The following is a 25,525-nucleotide window of genomic DNA, read 5'->3' as shown; positions in this document are numbered from 1 at the left end:
AACAAAGTTTCAAAGAAATATAAAAAAGAACCAGCTTTTCAATGCAGGTTCATAAAGAATCCGGTATCTGCAAATCAAAGGTCTTTAAAACAGAAAAGCCGACTGCGCAGAAAAAGCTAAGTCGGCTTCAATTTCCAAATGTATTACGGTGGGTATTATTGCACAATTTTACTGAAGATTCAGAAGCAGGCAATTAATTGCCCAGCGACTCATTCAATTCTTCTATTCCGTAAATTTCTTTTTTTACCAAATCCGGATGCGACGCAGAAATCAGATGTCCTGATTCAGGAATAAAAATAAACCTGGCATTTTTGCCTGCCAGCACTTTTTTGGCAAAAGAAAAATTTGAAGTGTCCACAATCCAGTCTTTTCCTCCACACATTACAGTTACTTCTGACCGTATCTTGGCCCAATCGCGCTTTAGTTTTTTTAGTTCTGCTACATGAGCATATTTTTCATCGGTGGCTGTATTCATTCTTTCTGGCAAGAACCACCTTACTATAAACAATTTGCCAAACTTTGAAAACCACCAGAACTTCTCGGTGTCAGGGTCAATAGCAGGCGAAAGCAAAATCACTTTTTTAACCAGTTGGGGGTACAAGGCTGCCAATTCTGCTGCTACCGGTGCCCCATACGAGCGGCCGACAACTATTGCTTTTTTTCCGGAATGGTTACTTTTTAGGGCCAGGCTAATGGCATTTGCCTGCTCGGCCAGTGAATAAACCCTCTTTTTGGGTTTTTTCTGTGACTTCCCGTATCCAGGCCTGTCTACTGAAATCAGATGATAATTATGCTGCAATGCGCTGTCGTCCAGCATATTCAGGTAGCCGTCCCATGAGCCCGGCGCGCCATGTATAAACAATACCGGTTGGGCGGTATCTGCTCCGAAGGTTACATAATGTAATTTCAGAGAATCGTTTTCAACCAAGTGGAACAAAGGCTTTGAGAGCCTGTCGCGGTAGTGCTGCTTCAGTTCAGACTCTGTCATTATCCATCTGCTGAAACACGAACCAAGGGTAATGCTAAGGATGGCAAAAATCAGAAATCTCTGTGTTTTGCCATTCAGTTTTTTAATAAGGTTCACTTTAATGCTGCTATATTTACGTTTTTAAGGGTTATGTTAATAACGAAAATACCTTAGCAATGGTTTATGAAGAGGCTGTAAAAGTAAATAATTTCATATCATTTTAATCCGAACTTTTTACCGGCCATTGCTCTTATAATTCCCTGAAACTCAAGATTTAACAAAAGCGAAGCTAACTTATTAACTGGTATCTGCGTTTGCCAGCTCAGGTTATCAATATGCATTTCGCCGTGGGTTCTGAGTGTGGCAATTACCTGACTTTCTTCTTGCGTAAACTGGCTCAGGTCTAATTCTGCCTCTTCAGGTTTCTTTTTACGTGTTCCTTTGGTTTCAGAGCCCCAGTTAAGGGCCTCAACAATGTCATTTGTTTCAGTAAAAATTATGGCTTTGTTGTCTTTTATGAGCTTGTGGCAACCCGAAGCGTATTTATTGGCCAGGCTACCCGGCACAGCAAATACCTCGCGATTATAGTTATTGGCAAAATCTGCAGTAACTAAGGCACCGCCTTTATCAGCCGATTCAACCACGATAGTTACATCACTAAGCCCGGCAATGATACGATTTCTGGCAATAAAAAGGTTTCGGATAGGTTTCATTCCAAACGGATTCTCAGACAAGATTCCGCCACTCATCAACATCTGTTCGGCATATTTCTTATGTGCGGCCGGGTACATGATGTCTAACCCGCTTGCCATTACGCCAATAGTAGGCAATTGGTTATCCAGAGCAGCTTTATGTGCTGCAATGTCTATCCCATAGGCAAGGCCACTTACCACACAAACCTGCAGAGGGCTTAATTGCTCAATTATTTCTTCAGTTACTTTTCTTCCGTATTCGGTGGCTTGTCTGGTACCTACAATGCCTATGGTGCGCAAAGTGTTCAGGTCGCCATTACCTTTAAAATACAAAATAGCGGGGGCATCATATAGATTTTTAAGTCTGGGCGGATAATCTTTATCTGTAGAAAAGTAGATTTTTACCTGAGTTTTTTCAGCTTCATTCAGTATGCTTTCTGCTTTTTTTAAGAGTGTATTTTCTTTTAGGCCCTCTACTATCTGCTTACCTACGCCCGGAATTTTCAGTAGTTTGTCTGTTTTTGATTTGAAAACATTTTCGGCCGATCCGAAGTGGCTTATCAATTGCCGGAACATGATGCTCCCGACACCTTCAACCAGGGTTAATGCAACCTGATATAGTTTTTCCATTAGATTTTGTTAGTACAGCTAGTTAGGTATTATATTGGGTTATCTTTTGAAAGCATACTGCGCCCAGACCGGGTAATGGTCTGAATACGGCTTATCTGAATAGGTTCTGAAATTTACGGTTTCAAAGTAATTTTCGTCAAAGAACTGATTATCTATTCTTAAAAAACCAGGGGGATAATGATACGTAAAGCCAAAGCCACGCCCCCTGGCCTCAAAAGCGTTGTTCAGATATTTTCTGGTTCTGCCGTAGGCATAGCCATAAGGCACTTCGTTGAAATCGCCGGCTATAATTACCGGATACGGGCTTGCTTTTATCCATCTTTCCAGTTCAATCATCTGGATGATTCTGTCCTTAAAACCATCACGCAATTGGTGATAAATGGTTTTGGCTTCTTTTTTAGCTCTTTCTTTATCTTCTCCGGCCTCCAGCACTTTCGTAACACGCACACCCATTGACCTCAGCTGAACGTTCATTACCCGTATGGTATCGCGGCCTACAACGATATCGGCCGCCAGCAAACCGTTATGATTAATAGCCCAATGCTTCTCTTTTTTCTTGATGATTGGATACCTTGAAAAAATAGCCAGCCCTATGGCGCCTTGCCCCTGGTCGTTGCCGGGTGTTGAATGCACATAGGTGTAATGTTTATTTTTTTCCCTGAATCGCTTAATCAGCGCAAATTGCCATCTGCTGTCGAGATTGTATAATTCCTGCACACATTTAATGTCGGCGTCAATGTCTAAGGCTGTATTCATAATATTTACTGCTCCTGATTTACCACTGCTGGGGTCAAAACGTTCTGTATCAGACCACATAAGGTTATAAGTAAGAACAGACAGTGTCTTTCTTTTATCTGCCTCTACGGGTTGGTGCCATACAAAGGTTCTTAAAATAAGCGGAAAACCAATTGCCAGAACAATAACTGAAATTAGTGCCCGTTTTGACCTTCTCAAGGCCCAGATTAAAATAAAAAAAATATTGAAAAACCAGGCAATCGGGAGCGATAATGTCATGAATCCCCCCAGCCAATGCTTAACACTTACCGAATAACTGAGCTGATATACCAGTAAGGTATACAGGGCAGTTATCATATTCAGCAAGAATAAGATTCGCTTTAATGAAAGTCTGAGGAATTCTGTCATTCTATTAAGATTTCAATTCAGATATAAGTATCTGAAATTGGTGTATCCCCGGTAGTTGCAGGTATTATGATTCCTAAAAATAGTGGCTTAAGTTGAAAACATAAAATGATGAAAAGAATTATATACTCAATTGTTTAAAAATATTGTGCCTCGGCCCAACACCTTATAACTATTTATATAAAACACATAATTTTTCAAACATTTTTTAAAGCGATGTTCTAATCAGGTACTAATTTTTGAAGACAGTTAATCGGGAGGCATCCTTAAATAATCTTATTAAATCTTTGTATTTTGCCAGTCTGTCGAAGAAAAGTACAAATCAGGTTAAATATATCCGTTTAATAATATTTACGGTGTGCCTCGTGCCTGAAAACACCGAACCCCAGCCATAAGGCAAGGGTCGGTTTGCTTTTTCATAATTATTGTAAGTGTATAAACATTGCGGGTAGGTTTCCGTAATATTTATGGTATTTAAATCCGCCCGAAGGCAATCAATCATTTTCGTCTAATTCAAAAATTTCTTCTACCGGCTTGCTGAAAACCCGCGCTATTTTCATGGCCAATATGGCAGAGGGCACGTATTTATTACTTTCAATGGCATTGATGGTTTGCCTGCTTACCTGAATGCGCTCGGCTAAATCGGCCTGGGTTATATTCAGGATAGCTCTTTCAATTCTGATTCTGTTTCTCATGCCTTTAATTGTTTTGAAGCCTCGAAAGAAGGCTTAATGAACAGAATATAATGAAACCTGATAATAAAAAACAGCAGTGGTGTGAACATGTTATAAACGATGACATTAAAAAAAGCACTGCCATGAATAAAAATAGTGGCCAGTATTAATAGCCCGAAATTAAGATAAATGGCCCATTGCAACGATTCCAGACGTATTTTTGAAACGTATTCGTCTTCAATCTTTACTCTTGAAAAAGCTACAAACAATAAACCAATGATGGTACCTACGGATGCTACCTCATCAGTAAGGTTCAATACAGATACTTCTTCATCCGTATTTACTTTGCTGTTTCCAAACGTAAAAGTATCTGTGAAGTAGTAATGGAAAGGAAGTTTAACAGTGAGCCAGTCAAGCTCATAATTGCCTAGCATAATAAATAAACCCAATGCCAGAGATGGGATGGCTATAATCCAGCCGATTAATTTGTAATGATGAGGGAATAAGAACCTTGCTTCCATAATTTTGTAGTGTTTTAATAAATGTTAAGTTTAACGAACCAAATGTAAAGTATAATTTACATTTAGACAAATATATTTAACATTATTTTAAAAAATTTACTCGCCTAGAACCTATATGATTTTAATCAGGTTTTTAAAATGAGTACTTCATTAGTTTTGCAAAAAAAATGGGAGATGAACGATATTCAGAACAGAGCAGATATTGAGAATCTGGTTAAAAGTTTCTACAATAAAGTGCATAAAGATGCAGACCTTGCCCCGGTTTTTGAAATGCCAGAAAATGAATGGGACAGACATTTAACAAGGGTGGTAAATTTTTGGGAGAACTGGTTGTTTCAGACAGGCAGCTATGACGGCGGTATGATGTGGGTACACATGGACGCTCATAAAAAACATGGCCTAACCACCGAGCGATTCGAAAAATGGCTTGCTTTGTGGTTTATTTCAACTGACACCCTGTTTGCCGGGCCGCGAGCTGAATTTGTAAAAAAGAAAGCACTTGAAATAGGCCATATAATGAACGCAAAAATGGGTGGCGCCATCTAGCCACCACCCATTTTTAGCAAAATAATATTATCAGATTTCTACCATTAATTTAATCATATCTTCCAGATACTTTCTTGCTTTTCTATCGGCGCCGTCGGCATAACGGTTAATAATAAATGTAAAAGCCATCAGTTCGCCGTTAGAAGCGGTATAATAACCAGAAAAAGCCCTGGTATTGGCTATTGAACCACTTTTAGCCCGTACATTCCCGGCTGCTTTTGAGCCTTTCGCCAACCCCTGAACCGTGCCGTTAACACCCACGGTCGGAATCCCGGCATAAAAATCTCTGAATGCGCCATCGGTACTCATGGTAAACAAAATATCTGTCAGGTTATTGGCTGTCAAAACACCCGACGGAGACAACCCGCTGCCATCACGCATCATAAATCCCTGCAAATCAACGCCTCTTTGCGCCCATAGTTTTTTAACGGCTTTCACGCTTCCATCAAAACCGGCGTCTTTATTAAGTGTATATCCTACAGTTTTTAAAAAGGCATCGGCATACAGATTTATACTCTGAAAATTGCAATGCTGTGCCAGAATAGACAAACCTGGTGACTCATAAATAAAAATTGGGCGTCTGGGCTTATCAGAAGGTCTGAACCTCGTTTTATACTGCTGCCAGCTTAAGGCAAAGTTGCTTACCTGCCCCTGGAGTTCCTGAAATTTTAAGTACACATGATGAGCCAGCAAATAAGCGGGGTCTGGCAAAGAACCTTTCACTACAAAACTGGCAGGACCCATAGGTACGGTACCTTCTGCTACAATAGTATTACTGAGTGGTGTATTATAAACCATTACATTATCGCCAGAGCCACGCTCGCCGGTGGTTACTTTGCTGATAAGCGTGATATCAGGAACTGCCGGAGAAATTCTGGTTATTGGCGCTTCTGCGTTCAGGCTTCTGGACGGTTTGAAATAAATCTCATATAAATTTTCGTTCACATTCAGGCCACTTACACCTGCACCGTAATAATTACCTATATCACCCCAGACCCATGAGTCTGCCAGCGTATTTTCCGGAAAAACACTGCCGTCGCCTAGTATATAGCCCTCAATTCGTTTAATACCAAAATCTTTGATTTGCCTGGCAAATAAACTGACCAGCTGTTGAAAATCAGGCCCTACCCTTGATGAACCCAGGGAGGGGTCGCCGGTGCCTCTTATGTAAACATTTCCTTTCAGCACACTATCGGCCAGTGTACCGTCGTATTCAATAAAGGTCTTGAATTTATAGTCAGGCCCCAGTACCGACAATGCTGTGGCTGTTGAAACAAGCTTGAGCGTTGAGGCTGAGTTAACCGATTTGCCGGCGTTGTATTGAATTTTATACAGTCCGCTTTGAGTAGAGCGGATAGAAGCCGCTACCGTGCCAGTACTGATTTCGCGGTCGTTCTGAATAGTATCTAATAGTTGCTGAAACTTTTCGAGAGGTGAACCAAGTTGTAATAGAATAAACAAAAATAGCTTCATTGAAACACTGTAAGTTTTTGGGCAAGGCAATTGATAACAACGAATTTAAAAAGAATGCTTAGCAAAAAAAAGATTTCTTTCCTTATTTTTGTGTCCGGATATGAAGCAAAAACCAGTTTGTTTGATATTCTGTAATATTTGATAACATTTTCGTATGAAAATAACTTTTTGGGGAGCGGCAAAGCAGGTTACAGGTAGTATGACCCTGCTTGAATTTGATGATGAATACAGAGTTCTGATTGATTGTGGTACTGATTTAGAAAGAGAAAATAACCCCGAAAAAACAAGGTATGAATACGGAATTTTCCCGTTTGACCCTTCGCTTATCAACTTAGTTATTCTTACTCACGCCCATATCGACCACTCAGGTCAGATTCCTAATCTATACAGAGAAGGCTTTGAAGGCCAGGTGCTTTGTACAAAAGCAACAATGGATTTAAGCGAATTACTGCTGCTGGATTCGGCGTCACTGAATCAGCGAAAGTTCAAGATGATTCACGACAGCAAAAAGAGGTCTAAAAAGAAAAAAGATATAGATTCTCGTGAGTTGTATCTTGACAGGCAGGTAAAAGAAGCCATTGAGAATTTTGTACCTATTGCCTTCGACCAACGCTTTAAGTTTAAAGATAACGGTTTCGTTACTTTTATACCTGCTGGCCATTTATTGGGCGCAGCACACGTTTATATTGAATTCTGGGAAGACGGCCGGAAAAAAACTTTAGGGTTTTCGGGCGATATTGGCAGAAAAAATTATCCATTGCTGGTTGACCCACAACCACTTCCGCCAGTTGATTACCTGATAACTGAGACCACCTACGGCGACAGGCTTCATATTGACCAGGGCGAGGCTGAAGTGCTACTGGCTGATATTATTCAGAAAGCCTGCATAGATGTACCCGGGCGTTTGATTATCCCGTCATTTAGCGTGGGGCGTACCCAGGCCATGCTTTACACTTTAAATAAACTATACACCGAAAAAGGCTTTACACCTATTAAAGTTTTTACCGACAGCCCATTGGCCAAGGCCAGCTCGAGGGTGTATGAAAGGAGCGCTAAACTGCTGAACAAACCGGCCAGGGCTTTCCTTGAAGAAAATGAGTCTTTGTTTGATTTTGAGAATCTGATATATTTGGAGTCGAATCAGGCCAGTAAGGCGGTTTCTAACCATGCCGAACCATGTATTATAATATCGGCATCAGGCATGGTACAGGGTGGCAGAATTGAGCATCATATTGAAGCCAACATTAGTAATCCTTATGCCACAATTCTGATGGTGGGCTATGCCAGCGAAGGCACGCTTGGCTGGAAATTACTGAACGGCGAACGGAAAGAGCTCAGCATCAGAGGCCAGAAACTTCCGGTTAACGCAACCATTATGAGAATAGATGTTTTTAGCGGGCATGGAGATTTCAAAGATTTGACTAATTTCGTAACCTCGCAGGATGCCGGCCATCTAAAAAAGGTGTTTCTGGTACACGGCGAACACCAAACCATGAATAATTTTAAAATTACACTTGAACAATCAGGGTATACACAAGTTGAAATACCCGACAAAGGACAAACTTTTGAAATTTAACAAAACCCCATAGAGGTTAATCATTTATGAGAACTCTTCTTGATTTTGAAAAACCAATTGCTGAGCTTGAAGCCAAGCTTGAAGATATGAAACGTCTGGCAGATGAAAATAATGTGGATGTAAGCGAAGCCGTAAGAAGCCTGACAGATAATATCCTGAATTTGAAAAAAGAAACTTTTTCAAATCTTACCCGCTGGCAAAGGGTACAGTTATCACGCCACCCGGACAGACCCTATACTTTAGATTATATAGAAAAAATATGCCAGGAATTTCATGAACTACACGGCGACCGAACAGTGAGGGATGATCCGGCTATTGTAGGTGGTTTTGCCAATATAGACGGTAAAACCATTATGCTGATAGGCCAGCAGAAAGGGCGCAAAACCAAAGAAAGACAATACCGTAATTTTGGCATGCCTAACCCTGAAGGCTACAGAAAAGCATTAAGGCTGATGAAACTGGCTGAGAAATTCAATAAACCAATCGTTACTCTGATTGACACCCCCGGGGCTTTTCCAGGCCTTGAAGCAGAAGAACGAGGACAAGCAGAGGCCATTGCACGTAACCTGCGCGAAATGTGTGTTTTGAAAGTACCCGTTATTTGCATTATTATCGGCGAAGGTGCATCCGGTGGAGCCTTGGGTATTGCTATTGGCGATAAAGTAATGATGCTGGAAAACTCTTGGTATTCTGTTATATCTCCTGAAAACTGCTCTACTATTTTGTGGCGCAGCTGGGACTACAAGGAACAAGCCGCCGAAGCCTTGAAACCTACCGCCACCGATATGCTTGAAAACAAGTTGATTGATGGTATTATTGAAGAGCCGCTGGGCGGTGCACATCTGGACTGGGAAGATATGTCGCATCGCTTGAAAAGCCGTATTCTTTCAGAAATTGAGCTACTCGAAAAACAAACTCCTCAACAAAGAATTGATGCCCGCATAGATAAGTTCTGTGCCATGGGTTTCTTTGAAGAGGCATAAGAAATATTTCTTTACGATAAAGCGGGTAATGGCTGTGGCTGTTATCCGCTTTTTGCATTTAATTATTCAGTCGAAAATGACAGGCAAAAAATTATTTAATTTTTTTGTTATCGTTTCCAACCCCAATCCATATTTAATAGTCAATACAGCAAAACAAAACTGTAAAATGATAAAAAACTTCCTTTTCTCGCTCGCTGTCACTTTAGCCCTCATTAGCTGTGAACAAAGAGAATGCTGCATCAATATTGATGCCTTTGCAGATATTTCGGTTATTGAGAAATCTACCGGTAAAGACCTGCTGAACCAGAGTGAACCGAACCATATTGATATAACTAAGGTAATGCTCGAGTTCTCTACTGCTCCTAAACAAAAACAGAGTATCTCATCCATATCAATAAGCAAACCTTTGTTCTTTCAAAATAATGGTAAGTCTACTCTAAGAATTTTCCCTACAACATTCGAGCCGCTCGGAGCAGAACATACTGTAACCATTTACTGGACGGATACTAATACTGACAAACTTAAGTTTGAACTAAAACATGAAAAACAAAATACATATACCGACAAAATTTTTCTAAACGATACCCAGGTATGGGATAGAAACAAAGGTTACAAGACTATAACTATCGAGAAATAAGGATTTGTGGTCAACCTTTGATTTTTTTTAATTCCGAACATTCAGCTTACAAAATATTTCAGAAGTGTCAGACGTTTAAGAACAGTTTGACACTTTTTTTATTGCCCCAATTCTACTATCCATCTTTATGAAATTTAAAGCCGTTATTTTTGACTTCGGTAACGTAATCATTAACATCGACGTACCCCGCACTTTTCAAGCATTTTCAAAACTCACCGGAAAAAAACAGGCTGTAATTGAAAAACTGGTGGCCGAGAATCAGTTATTCAGGCGCTATGAAACCGGGCAGTTTACTGATATTGAGTTCAGAGAAATTGTCCGGCAAACAGTTGGGTTTCCATTAAGCGACCACGAAGTAGATACCGCCTGGAACTCTTTACTGCTTGATATCCCGGAAGATCGTATTCAATTGCTTGCCGAAATCAGAAAAAAATACCCTGTTTATTTACTTAGCAATACCAACAGCATACACATTGAGGCTTCAAACAACTATCTGAAAAAGACGTTTGGTGTACGCCATCTGAACGAGCTGTTCGACCAGCTTTTTTTATCCTACGAAATAGGCATGTGGAAACCCGATGCAGATATTTATCACCACGTGCTTAAAACCATTAATCTGAAACCGCATGAGGTACTTTTCTTTGATGACAACGCCCACAATATCCAATCGGCCAGGGCTTTGGGTATGAACACAATATTGGTTGAACCCCCAACTTCAATCATAGAATATTGTAAAACGATTTTTTAAGTCGTTTCTTTGTGTTTCAATAATTATCTCTAATGAAGCAAAACAGAACATTACTCATACAACTTGCGCTATTTATTGTCACAATTATTACCACTACACTAACAGGTGCCGAATGGATTTTTGGAAATTCATTTTTTTTTAGTTCCAAACCAATGGGTTGGGAAGAGTTCCTGACAGGCTTTCAATATTCTATTCCATTTCTTGGCGTTCTGACAGTACACGAGTTCGGGCATTATTTTGTTGCCAAAAAACACAAAACTGATGTTACCCTACCCTATTACATACCATTGTGGCTTGGCGGGTTAAGTTCTACATTTGGCACTATGGGTGCATTTATTCGTATAAAAGAACGTATCAACTCAAGGGTTAAATACTTTGATATAGGCATTGCCGGTCCGTTGGCGGGTTTTGTGGCCGCACTGGTTGTACTTTGGTACGGATTTAGTCATTTACCAAGTCTCGACTACGTATTTGAGTTATTTCCAGTTCTGAAACAATATGGCATGGAATACGGCCATTTTCTGGAAACCAGCCCCGACTATTTCTCAGTTAAACTCGGCGACAGCCTGTTATTCAGTTTTTTTGAGAATTACGTAGCTGTAGGAGATTTGCCTAACCCTTATCTTTATACCAATTATCCAATCATATTTGCTGGCTATTTATCATTATTTTTTACTGCGCTTAATCTTTTCCCGATAGGCCAGTTAGACGGCGGCCATATATTATACGGGCTCATTGGCGACAAAGCCTTTAATATTGTTTCACCAATATTATTCACCGGTTTTGTGTTTTATGCCGGTTTAGGTACTTTCAATGCGCATGAGTTTCAGACAGTAGACTCTGAGGCTTTTCTTGATTTACTATGGAAATTTGTGCTTTATGTAGTTTTTAATTACTTGTGTTTTTCAAGAATTTCTGAAAAACTGATAACAAATTGGCTCATAACCCTAAGCGTTATTGCGATTCAGTTAATTATCACTTATTTTTACCCCACGGTTGAGGGGTACTCGGGTTTTCTGGCTTTTGGTTTAATGATTGGCCGTTTTCTGGGAATCTACCACCCCCCAACCTATGATAACCAGCCACTGACACCCGGAAGGAAGATTCTTGGTTGGATTGCCCTGTTGATTTTTATTTTGTGCTTTACACCAAAGCCTTTTACTATAATACAAAATGTTTAGTTGGCTGTCAAAATCTGTTTTCAGGTTAGCAGGCTGGAAAACCGTACATAACCTACCCGATGACCTGAAAAAGGGGATTTTTGCAGTTGCTCCACATGCCACCTGGCTCGACTTCCTGATTGGCGTTGGCGCCAGGGCAGACCTTGGCATATCAATAGGCTATCTGGGTAAGGCCGAGCTGTTCCGCCCTCCTCACGGGTGGTTATTTAAAGCCCTGGGCGGTACGCCGGTAGTGCGTACCAGAAGTACAAATTTTGTGCAGCAGGTAGCGGCAACGTTTAATCAGCATGCCAGTTTGCTGGTAGCCATTGCCCCCGAAGGCACAAGAAAAAACGTAAAAAAGCTTAAAACAGGGTTTTACTATATGGCGCATACCGCAGGAGTGCCCATCATTATGGTAGGTTTTGACTACCCCAGAAAAACTGTTTTTTTAGAAAAACCATTTTACACCAGCGGCGATTTTGAGGCCGATATGAAAGCCTTTTTCGTGCCTTTTTTTAAGCAGATTGAAGGAGAAAAAAAAGACTGGATAGATAATTACGAAAAAGGCATTTTTAATTAAATATACTAGAGGATTAGCAGCGAATAATGAAAAAGCAAACAAAAGCAATACGGATACAGACCAAGCGCTCGCAATACAGAGAGCACTCTACACCTTTGTTTCTGACCAGTAGTTTCTGTTTTGAAGACGCCGAGCAAGGCAAAGCTCTTTTTGACGAAACCCTTGAAGGCAATATTTACTCACGTTTTTCGAACCCTTCGGTTCAGGAGTTTGTGGATAAAGTTTGTATGCTCGAAAACTGTGAAGACGGCATTGCCACAGCTACGGGTATGGCCGCAGTCTTTGCCGGATTCGCCGCACACCTTAAATCGGGCGACCACGTGGTGTCTTCAAGAGCGCTTTTTGGGTCGGCGCATCAGATTCTTACACAGATACTTTCTAAATGGGGCGTTACTTATACTTACCTTGATGCCACAGCCTCTGAGGCTGAGTGGGATGCAGCCGTGCAACCCAATACCAGAATGATTTATCTGGAAACCCCATCAAACCCGGGTCTTGAACTGGTTGACATGGCCATGATTGGGCAAATAGCGCAACGGCATAACCTGATTTACTATGTAGATAACTGCTTTGCTACCCCGATTATCCATAATCCGGCCGATTACGGTGCCAATCTGATTGTACACTCTGCTACCAAATTTATGGATGGTCAGGGCCGTGTATTGGGTGGAGTTATAACCGGCACCAAAGAAACCATCGCACCTGTTCGTTTTTTCTGCCGCCATACGGGGCCGTCAATGTCGCCTTTTAATGCTTGGGTATTATCAAAAAGTCTTGAAACACTTGAGATACGCATGGAAAGACATTGCCAGAATGCCTTGAAACTGGCTAAAGCGCTTGAGAAAATGACGGGTATAATCAATGTAAAATATCCTCATCTGCCGTCGCATCCGCAGTATGCACTGGCAAAAAAACAAATGAAAGCCGGAGGCTCAATGGTTACATTTGAGCTGGAAGGAGGCTTTGAACGTGTAAACCGATTTACACAGGCTTTAAAGATAGTTTCTTTATCTTCGAATCTGGGTGATGCCCGAACCATCATTACCAACCCGAATACCACCACTCATAGTAAACTACCCAAGGCAGATAAAGAAGTACTGGGTATCACAGAAGGATTGATAAGGGTTTCGGTTGGCCTGGAAGATGTATCAGACCTTATTGCAGATTTTAAACAGGCAGCTAAAAAGAGTATGTAATGAGGAAGCTTAGTGTCGAAAAAGAATATATAGCCGAAATAGTAAAAGCAGAAAACATCCGGGCATTTACTATTTTCAGCCAACTTACCGACAAACTGATTTATGAAAATAAACAATCAAAAGACAGTATTCAATTGCTTAACTCTCAGTTAAAAGATTTGCAAAAAATCATAAGCCAGAAGGACGAGGAGATAAAAAAACTAAAATTAAAGCAACGGAATCAAGAATTTATTGAAAAAAATAAAGAAATTAAAAAAGAAAGTGTTAAAATTGTAGCAAATAAAGTACGACAGTCTGAAGAAAAAGCACAATTGAAGAAAACAATAGAAGATTTAATAAGAGAGATTGATGCGTGCGTTGAGTTGTTAAACGAGGAATAGAAAATATAACAGGCCCTGAGAAAAGGCAAACAATGGCAGATAATGAAAAAATAGAAATCAACCTAACAGTGCTTCGGAGGGTTGTTACGCTTAAGGTTCAGCCGGAGTTAGAGCCTTATTTTCGCAAAGCCAATGACCTTGTCAATCAACGCCTGAGTTTTTATATTAATAATAATAAAGATGCTATGATGGATTTCCTTGATTTCCTGATAATCATAGCCATTGAGGGGATAGTTGAAAACCAAAAAAACCAGGATAAATATCTTTTATTACAGGAAGACCTGGATAAACGGCTGGAAGAACTCAGCAATCGCCTTTCATTAAACTAAAAATTCTTCATTTCTTCAAACGCGCTTTCCTGCTAGCCTGTCATTAAATCATTTTTGTTGCGTTTTTATCAAATCCCGCAGTAGCCGGGTGTAAAAACCTTATTTGCAAAAATGGTTTTTGTAACATTCATAATTTTTAAACATATAATTTGATGTCAGAAATCATCACTATGCTCTTCTCAGACCTGTTAGCTTTGGTAATAGGTTTCTTTGTAGGCAGGGCATTTATTAAAAAAACATTCCAAAGCAAAGAGGCAGACGCCGAAATACGTGCCAATGAAGTACTAAAAAATGCCCAGCAAACAGCCGAAAACATTAAAAGAGACAAAATTCTGGAAGCCAAAGAACACTTCCTGAAATTAAAGTCGGAGTTTGACGAAGAGGCCAACAAACGCAAGAACATCATTATTCAGAATGAGCAGAAGGTAAAGCAAATGCAACAGCAGGCTGCCCAGATGCTTGAGCAAAACAAACGCAGAGAAAACGAACTGGATACACTGCAGCACAAACTGAATGAACAGATTGAAGCTGCCAACAAGCGTAAGGAAGAGGCTGATAGAATGTTGAACCAACAGGTTGAACAATTAGAAAAAATAGCTAACCTGACAGCAGACCAGGCCAAACAACAATTGATTGATGCCCTGAAGGGTGAGGCTGAAACCAAGGCGTCGTCTTACATCAAACAAACCATTGAAGAGGCTAAACTGGCTGCCACTAAGGAATCGAAAAAGATAATTATTGAAACCATACAACGTACAGCCTCTGAGCAGGCCATTGAAAACTGTGTGTCGGTATTCAATATTGAAAGCGACGAAGTAAAAGGTAAAATCATTGGTAGAGAAGGCCGTAATATCCGTGCCCTTGAAGCGGCCACGGGTGTTGAGGTAATTGTTGATGATACCCCGGAAGCCATTGTAATTTCAAGTTTCGACCCTGTACGTCGTGAAATTGCTCGTTTGTCGCTACACCGTCTGGTGCAGGATGGCCGTATCCACCCTGCCCGTATTGAAGAGGTAGTGGGCAAAACCAAAAAAGACATTGAGAATGAAATCGTTGAAATTGGTGAGCGTACCGTAATTGATTTAGGAATACACGGGCTGCATCCTGAGCTTATCAGAATGATTGGCCGGATGCGTTTCCGTTCATCTTACGGGCAAAACTTACTGCAACACTCACGCGAGGTAGCTAAAATGTGTGCCACCATGGCCGCAGAACTTGGCTTGAATGCCAAACTTGCCAAGCGTGCCGGTCTTTTGCACGACATAGGCAAAGTATGGCACGAAGAGCAGGAACTACCCCACGCATTGCTGGGTATGGAGCTTGCCAAAAAATACAAAGAACACCCTGAGGTTATCAATGCGATTGGTGCCCACCACGACGAAATTGAGATGACCTCAATGATTTCACCAATTGTTCAGGTTTGTGATGCCATCTCTGGTTCTCGCCCTGGTGCAAGACGCGAAATGATGGAATCTTACGTACAACGTTTGCGTGACCTGGAAGACCTGGCGCTATCTTTTAGTGGTGTTGAAAAATGCTACGCCATTCAGGCAGGCCGCGAACTACGTGTGATAGTTGACTCTGAAAACGTAACCGACGAAATAGCCAGCAAACTATCGTTTGATATTTCGCAACGCATCGAAAAAGAAATGCAGTATCCGGGCCAGATAAAGGTAACGGTAATACGAGAGATGCGAAGCGTGGCTTATGCAAAATAATTTTTATCAGTAACAAAAAAGGCGTTGGAATCAACGCCTTTTTTGTTGGTAGCCTATTTGCAAAAACAAGTTCCGGAATATGAATCATAACCAGGATACAATTGTTAAAAAACAAAAAGCATAATTCTGTAAATCATGTCTATCACAAAAGAAGCAGAACTGGAAGGAATGAAAAATGTGAGCGAGGCAGTAGCCATTACGCTCAGAGAAATGCGTAATTATGCCAAACCCGGCATGACAACCAAACAACTAGATGATTATGGTGCTGGAATATTAGCAAAATTAGGTGCCAAATCTGCGCCTTTGCTTACCTACAGTTTTCCGGGTACTACCTGCATTAGTGTTAATAATGAGGTGGCACATGGTATCCCTTCAGAGAAAAAAGTGCTTCAGGAAGGAGATTTAATCAATATAGATGTATCTGCTGAACTGAATGGGTATTGGTCTGATAACGGTGGTTCTTTTGTTTTGGGCGCCGACACCCACCATCATACACAACTGGTGGAGGCATCAAAAAGTATCTTAAAAAAAGCCATCAGCCAGATTAAAGGTGGAGTAAAAATTGCTGATATTGGTAAGCTCATAGAAACAGAAGCTAAAAAGGCTGGCTTTAAAGTTATCAGAAATCTGACAGGCCACGGTGTAGGCAAAAGCCTGCATGAAGAGCCCCACGAAATTGCCAATTATTATGACCGCTACAACACCCAACGATTCAAAAAAAACTCGGTTGTAGCAGTAGAAACCTTTATTTCCACCCACTCTACAATGGCAGATACCCAAGCCGATGGATGGACTCTCCTGGGCAACAAAGGCGGCTACGTGGCACAGCACGAACATACAATTGTGGTAACAGCAGACAAACCGGTAATTCTGACAGAAATGAACGGCATTTGGGAGTGATTTTATTGAGCGACTGAGTTAGTTAGTAGTAATGTATTTTATTTACTATTGAAAATGCAAATCATCAGATCAGTTTAATATTAATCCATAAAAGAACTAATCTATACCACCGAATATGTAGATGAAAATAATTATGTCAAACCTAAAAAAACACTAAACCACTCATTCACTCATTCACTCATTCACAAATCACTCAATCACTCAATCACTCAATCACTAAATTATAATAAAATGGAATACAGACAACTAGGGGCATCAGGCTTGCAGGTATCGGTATTAAGTTTTGGTACTGCCACATTTGGCGGTGGAACCGAGTTTTTTAAAGCCTGGGGAAGCACACAGGCAGAAGAAGCAACCAGACTGGTAGATTTGTGTCTGGAAGCAGGTATTAATCTATTTGATACTGCCGACATCTACTCGCAAGGGCTATCAGAAGAGATTCTGGGTAAAGCCATTGAAGGCAAAAGAGACAAACTACTCATTTCTACAAAGGCAACATTTACTTTTGGTGAGGGGCCAAACAACCAGGGCTCAGGCCGTTTTCATTTATTGAAACAAGTTGAAGGCAGTCTGAAACGCCTAAAAACCGATTACATTGATGTTTTCCACATGCACGGTTTTGATGGTAATACACCCGTAGAAGAAACCTTGAGAACCCTTGATGACCTGATACAAAGCGGCAAGATAAGATATATTGCGGCTTCTAATTTTTCTGGCTGGCATTTAATGAAATCGCTTGCGGTTTCTGAAAAATACGGGTGGAACCGCTACGTGGCTCATCAGGTATATTATTCACTGGCCAACAGAGATTATGAGTGGGAACTAATGCCATTAGGCATAGACCAGAAAATTGGCGCAATTGTTTGGTCGCCGTTGGCGGCAGGTTTGTTAGGTGGGCGCTATAAAAGGAACCAACCCAAACCGGCCGATGCACGCGTGGCACAAGGTGGCAGCCCAATTCCATCGGCAGTAGTGAATGACGAGCTATTGTATAATGTAGTAGACGTACTAGAAGAAATAGCCGCAGAAACAGAAAAAACAGTGGCTCAGGTAGCTATTAACTGGGTCTTACAAAGGCCAACGGTGTCGAGCATAATTGTTGGGGCACGCAATGAAGAGCAACTTAAACAAAACTTTGGCGCAATTGGTTGGAACCTGACCACCGAGCAGCTTCAAAGGCTTGATAAAGCCAGCGAAATTGCGCCAGTTTATCCATATTGGCACCAACGCCAGAATCTGACCCTGAACCCGCCACCAAAATTTTATTAAACAAAGCAGGTAAACGTTTTTTTACAATTACAGAACCTCATAGTTGCTGACCTTTGTGTAAACTTTAAAACAACAATAAAATGTTTACACTAGGTCAGATAAAAAAAGCGCATGCCAAAGTAAAAAGTGGGGCCAATTTCCCATTGTATATTAAAGAAATAGCAGGTCTTGGTGTTTTGTATTACACCGTTTACGTAATTGATGGTCATACCGATTTTGTAGGTGCAGATGCCATTACAGCCATATCTGAGCCAAAATATGAAGTGCTGGCAATTGCTGACGAAAGTAATGTAGAATTGTTTAATGCCTATCTGAAAGCGCATCAAAAAGGTGAAAGCGACTATTTTACTTTTTGCAGGCACGCGGCTGTAACCGGCATAGAAAAATGGGCGGTAGATGTAATAAACCTTACTTGTACTTACTTTGTTAAAAAGGGTCATGAATTAATAATAGAAGCCATACCTGAAGTTTAACCGGTATAAAAGAAACGAGGCAATCTGAAAAGACTGCCTCGTTTTTATTTTGGTATACACTTAAACTTTTAAAGTGTACGTTTAACCTCTTTAATTTCGAAACTCTCGATGGTGTCTCCTACTTCAATATCATTGAAGCCTTTCACGCTCAAACCACACTCAAAATTGGTTTTCACTTCGTTTACATCATCTTTGAAACGTTTCAACTGAGATATTTCACCTTCGTGAATAACAATACCCTCGCGGATAACCCGTACTTTGTTGTTCCGTTTAATGCTACCATCTGTAACATAACAACCGGCAATAGTACCAACTTTGCTAATCTTGAAGATTTCTCTTACCTCAACCGAACCAACAATGGTTTCTTCTTCCTTAGGTGCAAGCAAGCCCTCCATTGCATCTTTAATTTCGTTGATGGCATCATAAATGATAGAATACAGTCTGATTTCTATTTCTTCCTGATCAGCTATTTTTCTGGCATTATTTGACGGACGCACCTGGAAACCAATGATAATTGCATCGGCAGTAGAAGCAAGGTTTACATCTGATTCAGAAATCTGCCCTACCCCTTTATGGATAATACTAACTTGTACCTCTTCTGTTGATAGTTTCAAAAGTGAGTCTGACAAGGCTTCTACTGAACCATCCACGTCACCTTTTACAATTACGTTCAACTGATGGAAAGCACCGATTGCCTTACGACGACCAATCTCTTCAAGCGTAATGTGTTTTCTTGCTCTTAAACTTTGCTCACGGATAATCTGCTCACGCTTGTTGGCAATTTCGCGCGCCTCACGTTCAGACTCCATCACATTAAACTTATCACCGGCCTGTGGTGCACCTGGTAAGCCCAAAATCTGCACAGGAGTTGATGGCCCGGCCTCTTTTATTTTAACACCCAGGTCGTCAACCATTGCTCTTACACGGCCAAAATATTGGCCTGCCAGAATAATGTCACCCACTTTAAGTTTACCGTTCTGCACAAGTATGGTGGCTACATAACCACGTCCTTTATCCAGCGAAGCCTCAATTACTGTACCAATAGCTGATCTTTCCTGATTCGCTTTCAGTTCAAGCAACTCGGCTTCAAGCAATACCTTATCTAGCAGGTCGCTGATACCTGTTCCTTGTTTGGCAGATACCTCCTGCTCCTGATACTTACCACCCCAGCTTTCAACCAGAATATTCTCTTTGGCTAGGTCTTCTCTGATTTTAGCAGGGTTTGCACCAGGTTTGTCAATTTTATTGATAGCAAAAACAATAGGTACACCTGCATTTTGTGCGTGGTTAATAGCCTCACGTGTTTGTGGCATCACGCTGTCGTCAGCGGCAACTACCACAATTACAACGTCGGTTACTTTGGCACCACGGGCACGCATGGCCGTAAAGGCCTCGTGACCCGGCGTATCAAGAAACGTAATCTTCTTGCCTTTATTCGGGCCGTCTTTCATTTCTACAGAATAGGCACCAATGTGCTGGGTAATACCCCCGGCTTCGCCGGCTGCCACACGTGCACGACGGATATAGTCAAGTAACGAAGTTTTACCGTGGTCAACGTGACCCATAATGGTAACAATCGGTGCCCGAGGGTCTATATCTTGCAGGTTTGCGTCTTTATCAATTACGTCAGACTGCACCTCTTCTTCGGCTGAAATAAACTGAACGTCGAAGTCAAAATCCAAAGCAAGCATTTGAATTGCCTCTGCATCCAGACGTTGATTAATGGATACAAACATACCCATCTTCATGGCTGCAGAAATAACCTCTGTAATAGACACATCCATCATAGAAGCCAGCTCTGAAGCCGATATAAATTCAGTTACTTTCAGGATGTTGCTGTCTTCTTGCTCTTGTGCAATACGTTGCTCTTCCTGTTCAGCACGCATCTTCCGCTTATCCTTACGGTATTTTGCTCCAAAGTCAGGGCCTTTGGTTTGCATCCGAGCCATCGTTTGCTTGATTTGCTCTTTTACCTCGGTTTGAGACACCTCTTCCCTGCGTTCTTTTTTCTTCTTAGGGTCAGTACCTTTTTTGGCAGCAGCAGCAGCGCCAGCAGCAACCGGTGCACCCGGCACTTTAGGTCTGGCAGCAGAATCTGCACTATCAACTTTTTCTGCCCTCTTCACGCGTTTACGTTTGCGTTTGCGTTTGGCATCGCGGTCTTCAGCCGAACCCGGGGTAGATTTTTTCTCAACAGGTAATTCAATTTTGCCTAAAACTTTCAGCCCCTGAAGTTTTTCTCCTCTTGCCTGAATTAACTCTGGCTCAACCTCCTCTTCCTTAGGTGCTGGAGCAGCAGCAGGCTTCTTGTTAAGCGGCTGGCCTTGTTGCGGTCTTTGTTCAGCGGCAGGCCTGTTTTGTTGGTAACCGCCCTGACCAGACTGCTGAGGTCTTGGCCCACGATTCTGGTCTCTATTCCCCTGGCCTTGTCGATCCTGACCGGGTCGGTCTTGATTGGGTCTGTCCTGACCGGGTCTGTCCTGACCGGGTCGTTCCTGACCGGGTCTGTTTTGGTTCCAGTTTCCAGGTCTGTCCTGACCTGAACGGTCCTGAGCAGGTCTATCCTGACCGGGTCTATCCTGACCGGGTCTATCCTGACCGGGTCGTTCCAGACCGGGTCTGTCCTGATTAGGACGCCCATGAGTGTTATCTCTATCCTGAGGGTTATTACGGCCTTGAGGATATTCTCTTTTGGGCTGATTATCTTTGTTCTGCACATCTTGCGGTGCAGGAGTTGGTTCTTTAGCTACTTCGGCTGGTCTGGCCTCTGCTTTTGGCAGTTCAACAGCCTTCGGCGATTCTTCCTTCGCTTCCGGCGCCTGCACGGGTTTATCCTCTACTTTTGGTGGTGCAGCAGCAGGCTTTTCGGCAACCTCTTTAGTCTCTGCAACAGGCACTACCTCTGCTTTGGGTTTTTCTTCCGCGGCAGGTTCAGTCTTTTGAGGTTCTGGTGTTACTGGTGCAGATGGTTTTCTGTCCAGATCAATTTTCCCTAAAATAACCGGCCCCTGCAGTTTTTGTTCTGCACGAATCGTTTCCACCTCTTTAACAGGAGCAGGTTCAGGGGTATTATCTGCTTTTTTCTCGTCACCTTTTGGTTGGTCTCTAAAATAAAGAATATCCGTATTGCCTGATGCAGGTTTAGAATCCTCCACAGGTTTTGCAGCCACACTTTCTTCAAGCAAAGAAGAATTACTGAATTCTTTCGACAAGATATTCAATTGCTCAAAGTTAAGTTTGGCGTTAGGATTGTTATCAATACGATGCCCCTTATTAGCCAGTTTCTCTACGATGGTGGCAATACCAACGTTAAGTTTTTTGGCCGCAAGGCTTATTCGCATTTCTTTTTGTTCTATCATAAATTAAATTTAAAATCTGTTGAGTTATTTTGAGTTGCCGGATTTATCTAAGAAAGAATTTTAAAGACCTATACCAATCAGATAACACCATTTAATGGTCTGCTGTTCCTTAGTCTTATTCAAATTCTCTACTCAAAATTTCAAATACTTCGGCAATTGTTTCTTCTTCAAGTTCGGTACGACGAGCGATATCCTCTTTTGAAAGCGCCAGAACTGATTTCGCTGTGTCGAGACCAATCTTACGGAACTCATCAAGAATCCACTCCTCGATCTCGTCAGAGAACTCAGACAGGTCAACGTCTTCTTCCTCTTCTTCTCCTTCAAGGTCACGGAATACATCAAGCTCCATATTCACAAGTTTACCTGCCAGTTTGATATTCATACCACCTTTACCGATGGCTAAAGAAACCTGGTCTGGTTTCAGATAAACAGCAACTCTTTTCTTTTCATTATCTACCTGAATACTGCTGATTTTAGCCGGGCTAAGCGCTCTTGAAATCAAAAGATTCAGATTGTCAGTCCATTGTATCACATCAATATTCTCATTTTCGAGTTCACGTACAATTGTGTGGATACGAGAACCCTTCATACCTACACAGGCACCTACGGGGTCAATGCGGTCGTCATAAGACTCCACAGCCACTTTGGCTCTTTCACCCGGCTCGCGAACAATTTTGCGTACTGATATAAGGCCATCAAGAATTTCAGGAATCTCCTGCTCGAATAAACGCTCAAGGAAAACCGGCGACGTGCGCGACAAAGTAATGCGGGGCGTTCCGTTATTCATTTCTACTTTATGAACAACTGCCTTAATACTGGTTCCTTTTCTTGGGCGGTCTTTCGGAATCTGCTCTGATTTCGGCAATACCAGTTCATTACTTTCAGCATCTAAACAAACCAGTTCTTTGCCAAGAATCTGATAAACTTCAACTATTATCAGCTCACCAACCAAATCTTTATATTTGGCATAAAGCATTTCTTTCTCAAGGTCCTTAATTTTCTGGATTAACGTCTGGCGTGCAGTTTGTACTACACGTCGCCCGAAATCTTCCAGTTTTACTTCATCAGCTACTTCTTCACCAATTTCAAAGTCGGGCTGAATCTTGCGGGCTTCAGACAACATAATTTTGTCAGGATCCCAGATATCTTCAGAGTTGTCATCCACAATTTCACGTGTCCGCCACATTTCAAGGTCGCCGCTGTCGGCATTGATGATAACATCAAAATTATGGTCAGTACCGAATTTTTTACGAATCATTGTCCGGAACACATCCTCCAGAACTTTAATCATGGTTGGACGGTCAATGTTTTTTTCACGGGCAAATTCTGAAAACGATGCAATTAACTCTCCGCTGTGCATATTCTGTTCATGAGTTAGCGATTTTGTTGATTTAGTGAATGATTCGCTTCATTCATCAAAACTCATTAAATCAAATTTCTTAATTTTTTATTTTTATTTAAAGGAAATAACTACTTGTGCTTCTTTGATATTATCTAATGAAATAATTACTGGTTCTACAGGTTCATTTTTAGCTTTGCCTGTACGCTTTTTATCTTCAATGATGGTAATCTCCCGGTTAGCAAGACCCTCCAGTTTACCTTTCATTTCTTTTCCGTCATTTAGAACAACTTTTAATGTGCGGCCTACGTTTTTAAGGTACATCCTTTCACTTTTTAAGGGGAAATCAATGCCCGGCGACGACACCTCAAGGGTATATTTATCTGGCATAATTTCGTCCAGGTCTTTGCCCAGTTTACGGCTTATTTCGCTGCATTGGTCAATCATAATTCCCTCATCAGAATCTAGCAAAACTGTCACTTTACTATTGATTCTGGACATAGAAACCTTGATATCCACCACAAAAAACTTATCGTTTTCTAGTAACGGTTGCAGAAGCTCCTCTATTTTCTGTTTGTAATCTGTGCTCATTTATTCAATTCTTCGCCCTTCTTCAGCCAAAATAGTTCTTACTTGTAACCAACGAAAAAAGGAGGGCTTCGCTCCTCCTTTTTCACAATTCTAACGCAAAGATAAAGAAATATTTCGTTTTTTGCAAATTTGGTTCTTAAATATGGCCTGTATATTCTCAAAATATTACTTTTTATAGTAATATGCTTGCGGCCATTATGAATAACTATACTAATTATTTATTTTTTCATTTCTTTGCACCCATTTACTGATAGTTTAACTACACCTGTAATCGCTTGAAAAATCTTTTATTTCATGAAAAAATTATTCCTGCTTTTCTTAATTCTTTGCACAATAGCCTGCAAAGACCATCCTGATACTGATAATTCGGCTCAAAGACTAAATCTACTTGCCGAAAAGTATATTAGGCTTGGCCTTACAATCGGACAATACGATGCCGACTTTGTTGACGCCTATTACGGACCAGATTCGCTCAAACCTACCGGGCTACCCAAAGCTAATTTTCCGAAAGACAGCCTCTTGCGTCAGGTAAATGGTCTTATCGGGCAATTAATTGAGTTCAATTCAACGGTAACAAATGACACCCTGGCCAAACGGGCCAAATGGATGAACAGCCAGCTGATAGCATTTGGAAGAAGAATTAACATTTACTCGGGGAAATACCAGAGCTTTGATCAGGAATCGAAAGATTTGTTTGGGGTGGTTGCTCCTGTGTATCCTGAGAGCCATTACCAGCAGTTATTGGCCAGGCTAGACAGTCTTCTGCCGGGGTCTGGCAGTGTTACGAGCCGCTTTGAAAAACTTGCCAGCCAGTTTGTTATTCCGAAAGCAAAAGTAGATACTGTGTTTAAAACTGCCATTGCCGAGGCACGCAAACGCACCCTGGCGCATTATGAGCTACCTGCCAATGAGAATTTCACGATTGAATACGTAACCGGAAAACCGTGGTCTGGCTATAACTGGTATCAGGGTAATTACCAGAGCAAAATTCAGATAAGTATAGATATGCCTATTTTTATAGAACGCGCCATAGACCTTGCCTGCCATGAGGGGTATCCGGGGCACCATGTATATAATATGATGCTTGAAAAGAGCTTGTATAAAGATAAACATCAGGTAGAAATTGCTTTGTATCCGTTGTTTAGCCCGCAATCGTTAATTGCTGAAGGCAGCGCCAATTATGGTATAGAGGTGGCTTTTCCGGGTAGCGAAAAAAATAAGTTTCTGAAAGAAGTACTTTTACCGCTGGCTGGCCTTAAAACTGAAAATACTGATTTGTATATGGAGGCGCTGGCGCTGAAATCGCGGTTGGCCTATGCACGTAATGAAGTAGCACGTGGTATTGTTGACGGTACTTTTAACTCGGCAGAGCAAACCAAATGGCTGAAAACATACGGATTAAGAGAAGACAACTTGTCTAAAAAGGATGTAGCCTTTATTAATAAGTATAGAAGTTACGTAATTAACTATAACTACGGGCAAGATATTGTTAAATCCTATATTGAATCTAAAGGCGGCACGGCCGATAACCCGGCTAAACGTTGGAAAGTGTTCAGATGGTTATTGAGTAATCAGATAAGACCTGCCGATTTAATTGATACAAAAAAATAAAAAAAATGGGGCTGAAAATCAACAGCCCCA

Annotated in this window: 24 protein-coding genes; 15 read left to right on the top strand and 9 right to left on the bottom strand. The window is 41.3% G+C overall.

The genetic code is table 11. The features are described 5' to 3' along the window. Positions 1 to 193: 193 nt before the first annotated feature. The 5 genes from NZ848_RS06365 to NZ848_RS06345 form a co-directional block, all read right to left on the bottom strand. Complete coding sequence (locus NZ848_RS06365; protein WP_259014820.1) at positions 194 to 1,084, bottom strand: alpha/beta fold hydrolase; 891 nt, start codon at positions 1,082 to 1,084, stop codon at positions 194 to 196. A 98-nt stretch (positions 1,085 to 1,182) separates the two neighbouring features. Next, positions 1,183 to 2,289: a DNA-processing protein DprA gene (gene dprA / locus NZ848_RS06360; protein WP_259014819.1), complete on the bottom strand. Its 1,107-nt coding sequence runs from the start codon at positions 2,287 to 2,289 to the stop codon at positions 1,183 to 1,185. Positions 2,290 to 2,328: 39 nt separating this feature from the next. Next, complete coding sequence (locus tag NZ848_RS06355) at positions 2,329 to 3,432, bottom strand: endonuclease/exonuclease/phosphatase family protein (RefSeq protein WP_253534617.1); 1,104 nt, start codon at positions 3,430 to 3,432, stop codon at positions 2,329 to 2,331. Positions 3,433 to 3,923: 491 nt separating this feature from the next. Beyond that, the gene (locus NZ848_RS06350; RefSeq protein ID WP_253534615.1) at positions 3,924 to 4,124 is read right to left on the bottom strand and encodes a helix-turn-helix transcriptional regulator; all 201 of its coding nucleotides are present in this window, start codon (positions 4,122 to 4,124) and stop codon (positions 3,924 to 3,926) included. Further along, a complete protein-coding gene (locus NZ848_RS06345; protein ID WP_259014818.1) occupies positions 4,121 to 4,624 on the bottom strand; it encodes a hypothetical protein in 504 nt (167 codons plus the stop codon). The genes NZ848_RS06350 and NZ848_RS06345 overlap by 4 nt, the downstream gene beginning before the upstream one ends. Before the next feature lie 138 nt (positions 4,625 to 4,762). Between NZ848_RS06345 and NZ848_RS06340 the strand changes: the two genes are divergently transcribed. Then, positions 4,763 to 5,170: a group III truncated hemoglobin gene (locus tag NZ848_RS06340; protein WP_259014817.1), complete on the top strand. Its 408-nt coding sequence runs from the start codon at positions 4,763 to 4,765 to the stop codon at positions 5,168 to 5,170. A 30-nt stretch (positions 5,171 to 5,200) separates the two neighbouring features. On the opposite strand, the gene dacB is transcribed toward NZ848_RS06340, so the two are convergent. Beyond that, positions 5,201 to 6,643: a D-alanyl-D-alanine carboxypeptidase/D-alanyl-D-alanine endopeptidase gene (gene dacB, locus NZ848_RS06335; protein WP_259014816.1), complete on the bottom strand. Its 1,443-nt coding sequence runs from the start codon at positions 6,641 to 6,643 to the stop codon at positions 5,201 to 5,203. Positions 6,644 to 6,797: 154 nt separating this feature from the next. On the opposite strand from dacB, the gene NZ848_RS06330 reads away from it, so the two are divergent. From NZ848_RS06330 to NZ848_RS06270, 13 genes are all read left to right on the top strand, one after another. After that, positions 6,798 to 8,219, top strand: coding sequence for an MBL fold metallo-hydrolase (locus NZ848_RS06330; RefSeq protein WP_259014815.1), 1,422 nt, complete (start codon positions 6,798 to 6,800; stop codon positions 8,217 to 8,219). A 26-nt stretch (positions 8,220 to 8,245) separates the two neighbouring features. Further along, a complete protein-coding gene (locus NZ848_RS06325; RefSeq protein ID WP_259014814.1) occupies positions 8,246 to 9,202 on the top strand; it encodes an acetyl-CoA carboxylase carboxyltransferase subunit alpha in 957 nt (318 codons plus the stop codon). 166 nt (positions 9,203 to 9,368) lie between these two features. Beyond that, a complete protein-coding gene (locus tag NZ848_RS06320; protein ID WP_259014813.1) occupies positions 9,369 to 9,839 on the top strand; it encodes a hypothetical protein in 471 nt (156 codons plus the stop codon). Between the two features lie 127 nt (positions 9,840 to 9,966). After that, positions 9,967 to 10,587 carry an HAD family hydrolase gene (locus NZ848_RS06315; RefSeq protein WP_259014812.1) on the top strand — a complete coding sequence of 207 codons (621 nt, stop codon included), beginning with the start codon at positions 9,967 to 9,969 and terminating at the stop codon, positions 10,585 to 10,587. 32 nt (positions 10,588 to 10,619) lie between these two features. Beyond that, the gene (locus NZ848_RS06310; RefSeq protein WP_259014811.1) at positions 10,620 to 11,768 is read left to right on the top strand and encodes a site-2 protease family protein; all 1,149 of its coding nucleotides are present in this window, start codon (positions 10,620 to 10,622) and stop codon (positions 11,766 to 11,768) included. After that, a complete protein-coding gene (locus NZ848_RS06305; protein ID WP_253534599.1) occupies positions 11,761 to 12,330 on the top strand; it encodes a 1-acyl-sn-glycerol-3-phosphate acyltransferase in 570 nt (189 codons plus the stop codon). The genes NZ848_RS06310 and NZ848_RS06305 overlap by 8 nt, the downstream gene beginning before the upstream one ends. A gap of 26 nt (positions 12,331 to 12,356) precedes the next feature. Then, the gene (locus NZ848_RS06300; RefSeq protein WP_259014810.1) at positions 12,357 to 13,526 is read left to right on the top strand and encodes a trans-sulfuration enzyme family protein; all 1,170 of its coding nucleotides are present in this window, start codon (positions 12,357 to 12,359) and stop codon (positions 13,524 to 13,526) included. Then, on the top strand, positions 13,526 to 13,906 hold the full coding sequence (locus NZ848_RS06295) for a hypothetical protein (protein WP_259014809.1): 381 nt from the start codon (positions 13,526 to 13,528) through the stop codon (positions 13,904 to 13,906). Before NZ848_RS06300 ends, NZ848_RS06295 begins: the two co-directional genes overlap by 1 nt. Positions 13,907 to 13,938: 32 nt before the next feature. After that, on the top strand, positions 13,939 to 14,235 hold the full coding sequence (locus NZ848_RS06290; RefSeq protein ID WP_259014808.1) for a cell division protein ZapA: 297 nt from the start codon (positions 13,939 to 13,941) through the stop codon (positions 14,233 to 14,235). 152 nt (positions 14,236 to 14,387) lie between these two features. Further along, positions 14,388 to 15,953 (top strand): ribonuclease Y, encoded by a 1,566-nt coding sequence (gene rny, locus NZ848_RS06285; RefSeq protein ID WP_253534591.1) that lies wholly within the window; start codon positions 14,388 to 14,390, stop codon positions 15,951 to 15,953. A gap of 135 nt (positions 15,954 to 16,088) precedes the next feature. Further along, a complete protein-coding gene (map, locus tag NZ848_RS06280; protein ID WP_259014807.1) occupies positions 16,089 to 16,853 on the top strand; it encodes a type I methionyl aminopeptidase in 765 nt (254 codons plus the stop codon). 231 nt (positions 16,854 to 17,084) lie between these two features. After that, positions 17,085 to 18,122 carry an aldo/keto reductase gene (locus NZ848_RS06275; protein WP_259014806.1) on the top strand — a complete coding sequence of 346 codons (1,038 nt, stop codon included), beginning with the start codon at positions 17,085 to 17,087 and terminating at the stop codon, positions 18,120 to 18,122. Positions 18,123 to 18,202: 80 nt separating this feature from the next. Then, positions 18,203 to 18,595, top strand: a complete 393-nt coding sequence (locus NZ848_RS06270; protein ID WP_259014805.1) for a DUF1398 domain-containing protein — start codon at positions 18,203 to 18,205, stop codon at positions 18,593 to 18,595. A gap of 68 nt (positions 18,596 to 18,663) precedes the next feature. Here NZ848_RS06270 and infB read toward each other — a convergent pair whose 3' ends face one another. The 3 genes from infB to NZ848_RS06255 all read right to left on the bottom strand — a co-directional run bounded on the left by infB (position 18,664) and on the right by NZ848_RS06255 (position 23,884). Next, positions 18,664 to 21,954 (bottom strand): translation initiation factor IF-2, encoded by a 3,291-nt coding sequence (gene infB / locus NZ848_RS06265; RefSeq protein ID WP_259014804.1) that lies wholly within the window; start codon positions 21,952 to 21,954, stop codon positions 18,664 to 18,666. A 115-nt stretch (positions 21,955 to 22,069) separates the two neighbouring features. Continuing rightward, a complete protein-coding gene (gene nusA / locus NZ848_RS06260) occupies positions 22,070 to 23,314 on the bottom strand; it encodes a transcription termination factor NusA (RefSeq protein WP_101728546.1) in 1,245 nt (414 codons plus the stop codon). Positions 23,315 to 23,407: 93 nt separating this feature from the next. Further along, positions 23,408 to 23,884: a ribosome maturation factor RimP gene (locus tag NZ848_RS06255; RefSeq protein ID WP_101728545.1), complete on the bottom strand. Its 477-nt coding sequence runs from the start codon at positions 23,882 to 23,884 to the stop codon at positions 23,408 to 23,410. Positions 23,885 to 24,178: 294 nt separating this feature from the next. On the opposite strand from NZ848_RS06255, the gene NZ848_RS06250 reads away from it, so the two are divergent. Further along, complete coding sequence (locus NZ848_RS06250; RefSeq protein WP_259014803.1) at positions 24,179 to 25,495, top strand: hypothetical protein; 1,317 nt, start codon at positions 24,179 to 24,181, stop codon at positions 25,493 to 25,495. The last annotated feature ends 30 nt before the right edge of the window (positions 25,496 to 25,525 follow it).

It is taken from the genome of Emticicia fluvialis (assembly GCF_024793945.1).
GTDB classification, from domain to species: domain Bacteria; phylum Bacteroidota; class Bacteroidia; order Cytophagales; family Spirosomataceae; genus Emticicia; species Emticicia fluvialis.
The sequence above is the reverse complement of the archived record's forward strand: the minus strand, read 5'-3'. Positions and strand labels throughout refer to the sequence as shown.

Excerpts from the sequence above, each read along its gene's own strand:
- NZ848_RS06330 (WP_259014815.1), top strand. The coding sequence starts at position 6,798 with ATGAAAATAACTTTTTGGGGAGCGGCAAAGCAGGTTACAGGTAGTATG.
- NZ848_RS06290 (WP_259014808.1), top strand. The coding sequence starts at position 13,939 with ATGGCAGATAATGAAAAAATAGAAATCAACCTAACAGTGCTTCGGAGG.
- NZ848_RS06310 (WP_259014811.1), top strand. The coding sequence starts at position 10,620 with ATGAAGCAAAACAGAACATTACTCATACAACTTGCGCTATTTATTGTC.
- infB (WP_259014804.1), bottom strand. The coding sequence starts at position 21,954 with ATGATAGAACAAAAAGAAATGCGAATAAGCCTTGCGGCCAAAAAACTT.
- NZ848_RS06320 (WP_259014813.1), top strand. The coding sequence starts at position 9,369 with ATGATAAAAAACTTCCTTTTCTCGCTCGCTGTCACTTTAGCCCTCATT.
- NZ848_RS06300 (WP_259014810.1), top strand. The coding sequence starts at position 12,357 with ATGAAAAAGCAAACAAAAGCAATACGGATACAGACCAAGCGCTCGCAA.
- NZ848_RS06295 (WP_259014809.1), top strand. The coding sequence starts at position 13,526 with ATGAGGAAGCTTAGTGTCGAAAAAGAATATATAGCCGAAATAGTAAAA.
- dacB (WP_259014816.1), bottom strand. The coding sequence starts at position 6,643 with ATGAAGCTATTTTTGTTTATTCTATTACAACTTGGTTCACCTCTCGAA.
- NZ848_RS06340 (WP_259014817.1), top strand. The coding sequence starts at position 4,763 with ATGAGTACTTCATTAGTTTTGCAAAAAAAATGGGAGATGAACGATATT.
- NZ848_RS06325 (WP_259014814.1), top strand. The coding sequence starts at position 8,246 with ATGAGAACTCTTCTTGATTTTGAAAAACCAATTGCTGAGCTTGAAGCC.
- NZ848_RS06270 (WP_259014805.1), top strand. The coding sequence starts at position 18,203 with ATGTTTACACTAGGTCAGATAAAAAAAGCGCATGCCAAAGTAAAAAGT.
- map (WP_259014807.1), top strand. The coding sequence starts at position 16,089 with ATGTCTATCACAAAAGAAGCAGAACTGGAAGGAATGAAAAATGTGAGC.
- NZ848_RS06350 (WP_253534615.1), bottom strand. The coding sequence starts at position 4,124 with ATGAGAAACAGAATCAGAATTGAAAGAGCTATCCTGAATATAACCCAG.
- NZ848_RS06275 (WP_259014806.1), top strand. The coding sequence starts at position 17,085 with ATGGAATACAGACAACTAGGGGCATCAGGCTTGCAGGTATCGGTATTA.
- NZ848_RS06315 (WP_259014812.1), top strand. The coding sequence starts at position 9,967 with ATGAAATTTAAAGCCGTTATTTTTGACTTCGGTAACGTAATCATTAAC.
- rny (WP_253534591.1), top strand. The coding sequence starts at position 14,388 with ATGTCAGAAATCATCACTATGCTCTTCTCAGACCTGTTAGCTTTGGTA.
- dprA (WP_259014819.1), bottom strand. The coding sequence starts at position 2,289 with ATGGAAAAACTATATCAGGTTGCATTAACCCTGGTTGAAGGTGTCGGG.
- NZ848_RS06345 (WP_259014818.1), bottom strand. The coding sequence starts at position 4,624 with ATGGAAGCAAGGTTCTTATTCCCTCATCATTACAAATTAATCGGCTGG.
- nusA (WP_101728546.1), bottom strand. The coding sequence starts at position 23,314 with ATGCACAGCGGAGAGTTAATTGCATCGTTTTCAGAATTTGCCCGTGAA.
- NZ848_RS06255 (WP_101728545.1), bottom strand. The coding sequence starts at position 23,884 with ATGAGCACAGATTACAAACAGAAAATAGAGGAGCTTCTGCAACCGTTA.
- NZ848_RS06305 (WP_253534599.1), top strand. The coding sequence starts at position 11,761 with ATGTTTAGTTGGCTGTCAAAATCTGTTTTCAGGTTAGCAGGCTGGAAA.
- NZ848_RS06355 (WP_253534617.1), bottom strand. The coding sequence starts at position 3,432 with ATGACAGAATTCCTCAGACTTTCATTAAAGCGAATCTTATTCTTGCTG.
- NZ848_RS06250 (WP_259014803.1), top strand. The coding sequence starts at position 24,179 with ATGAAAAAATTATTCCTGCTTTTCTTAATTCTTTGCACAATAGCCTGC.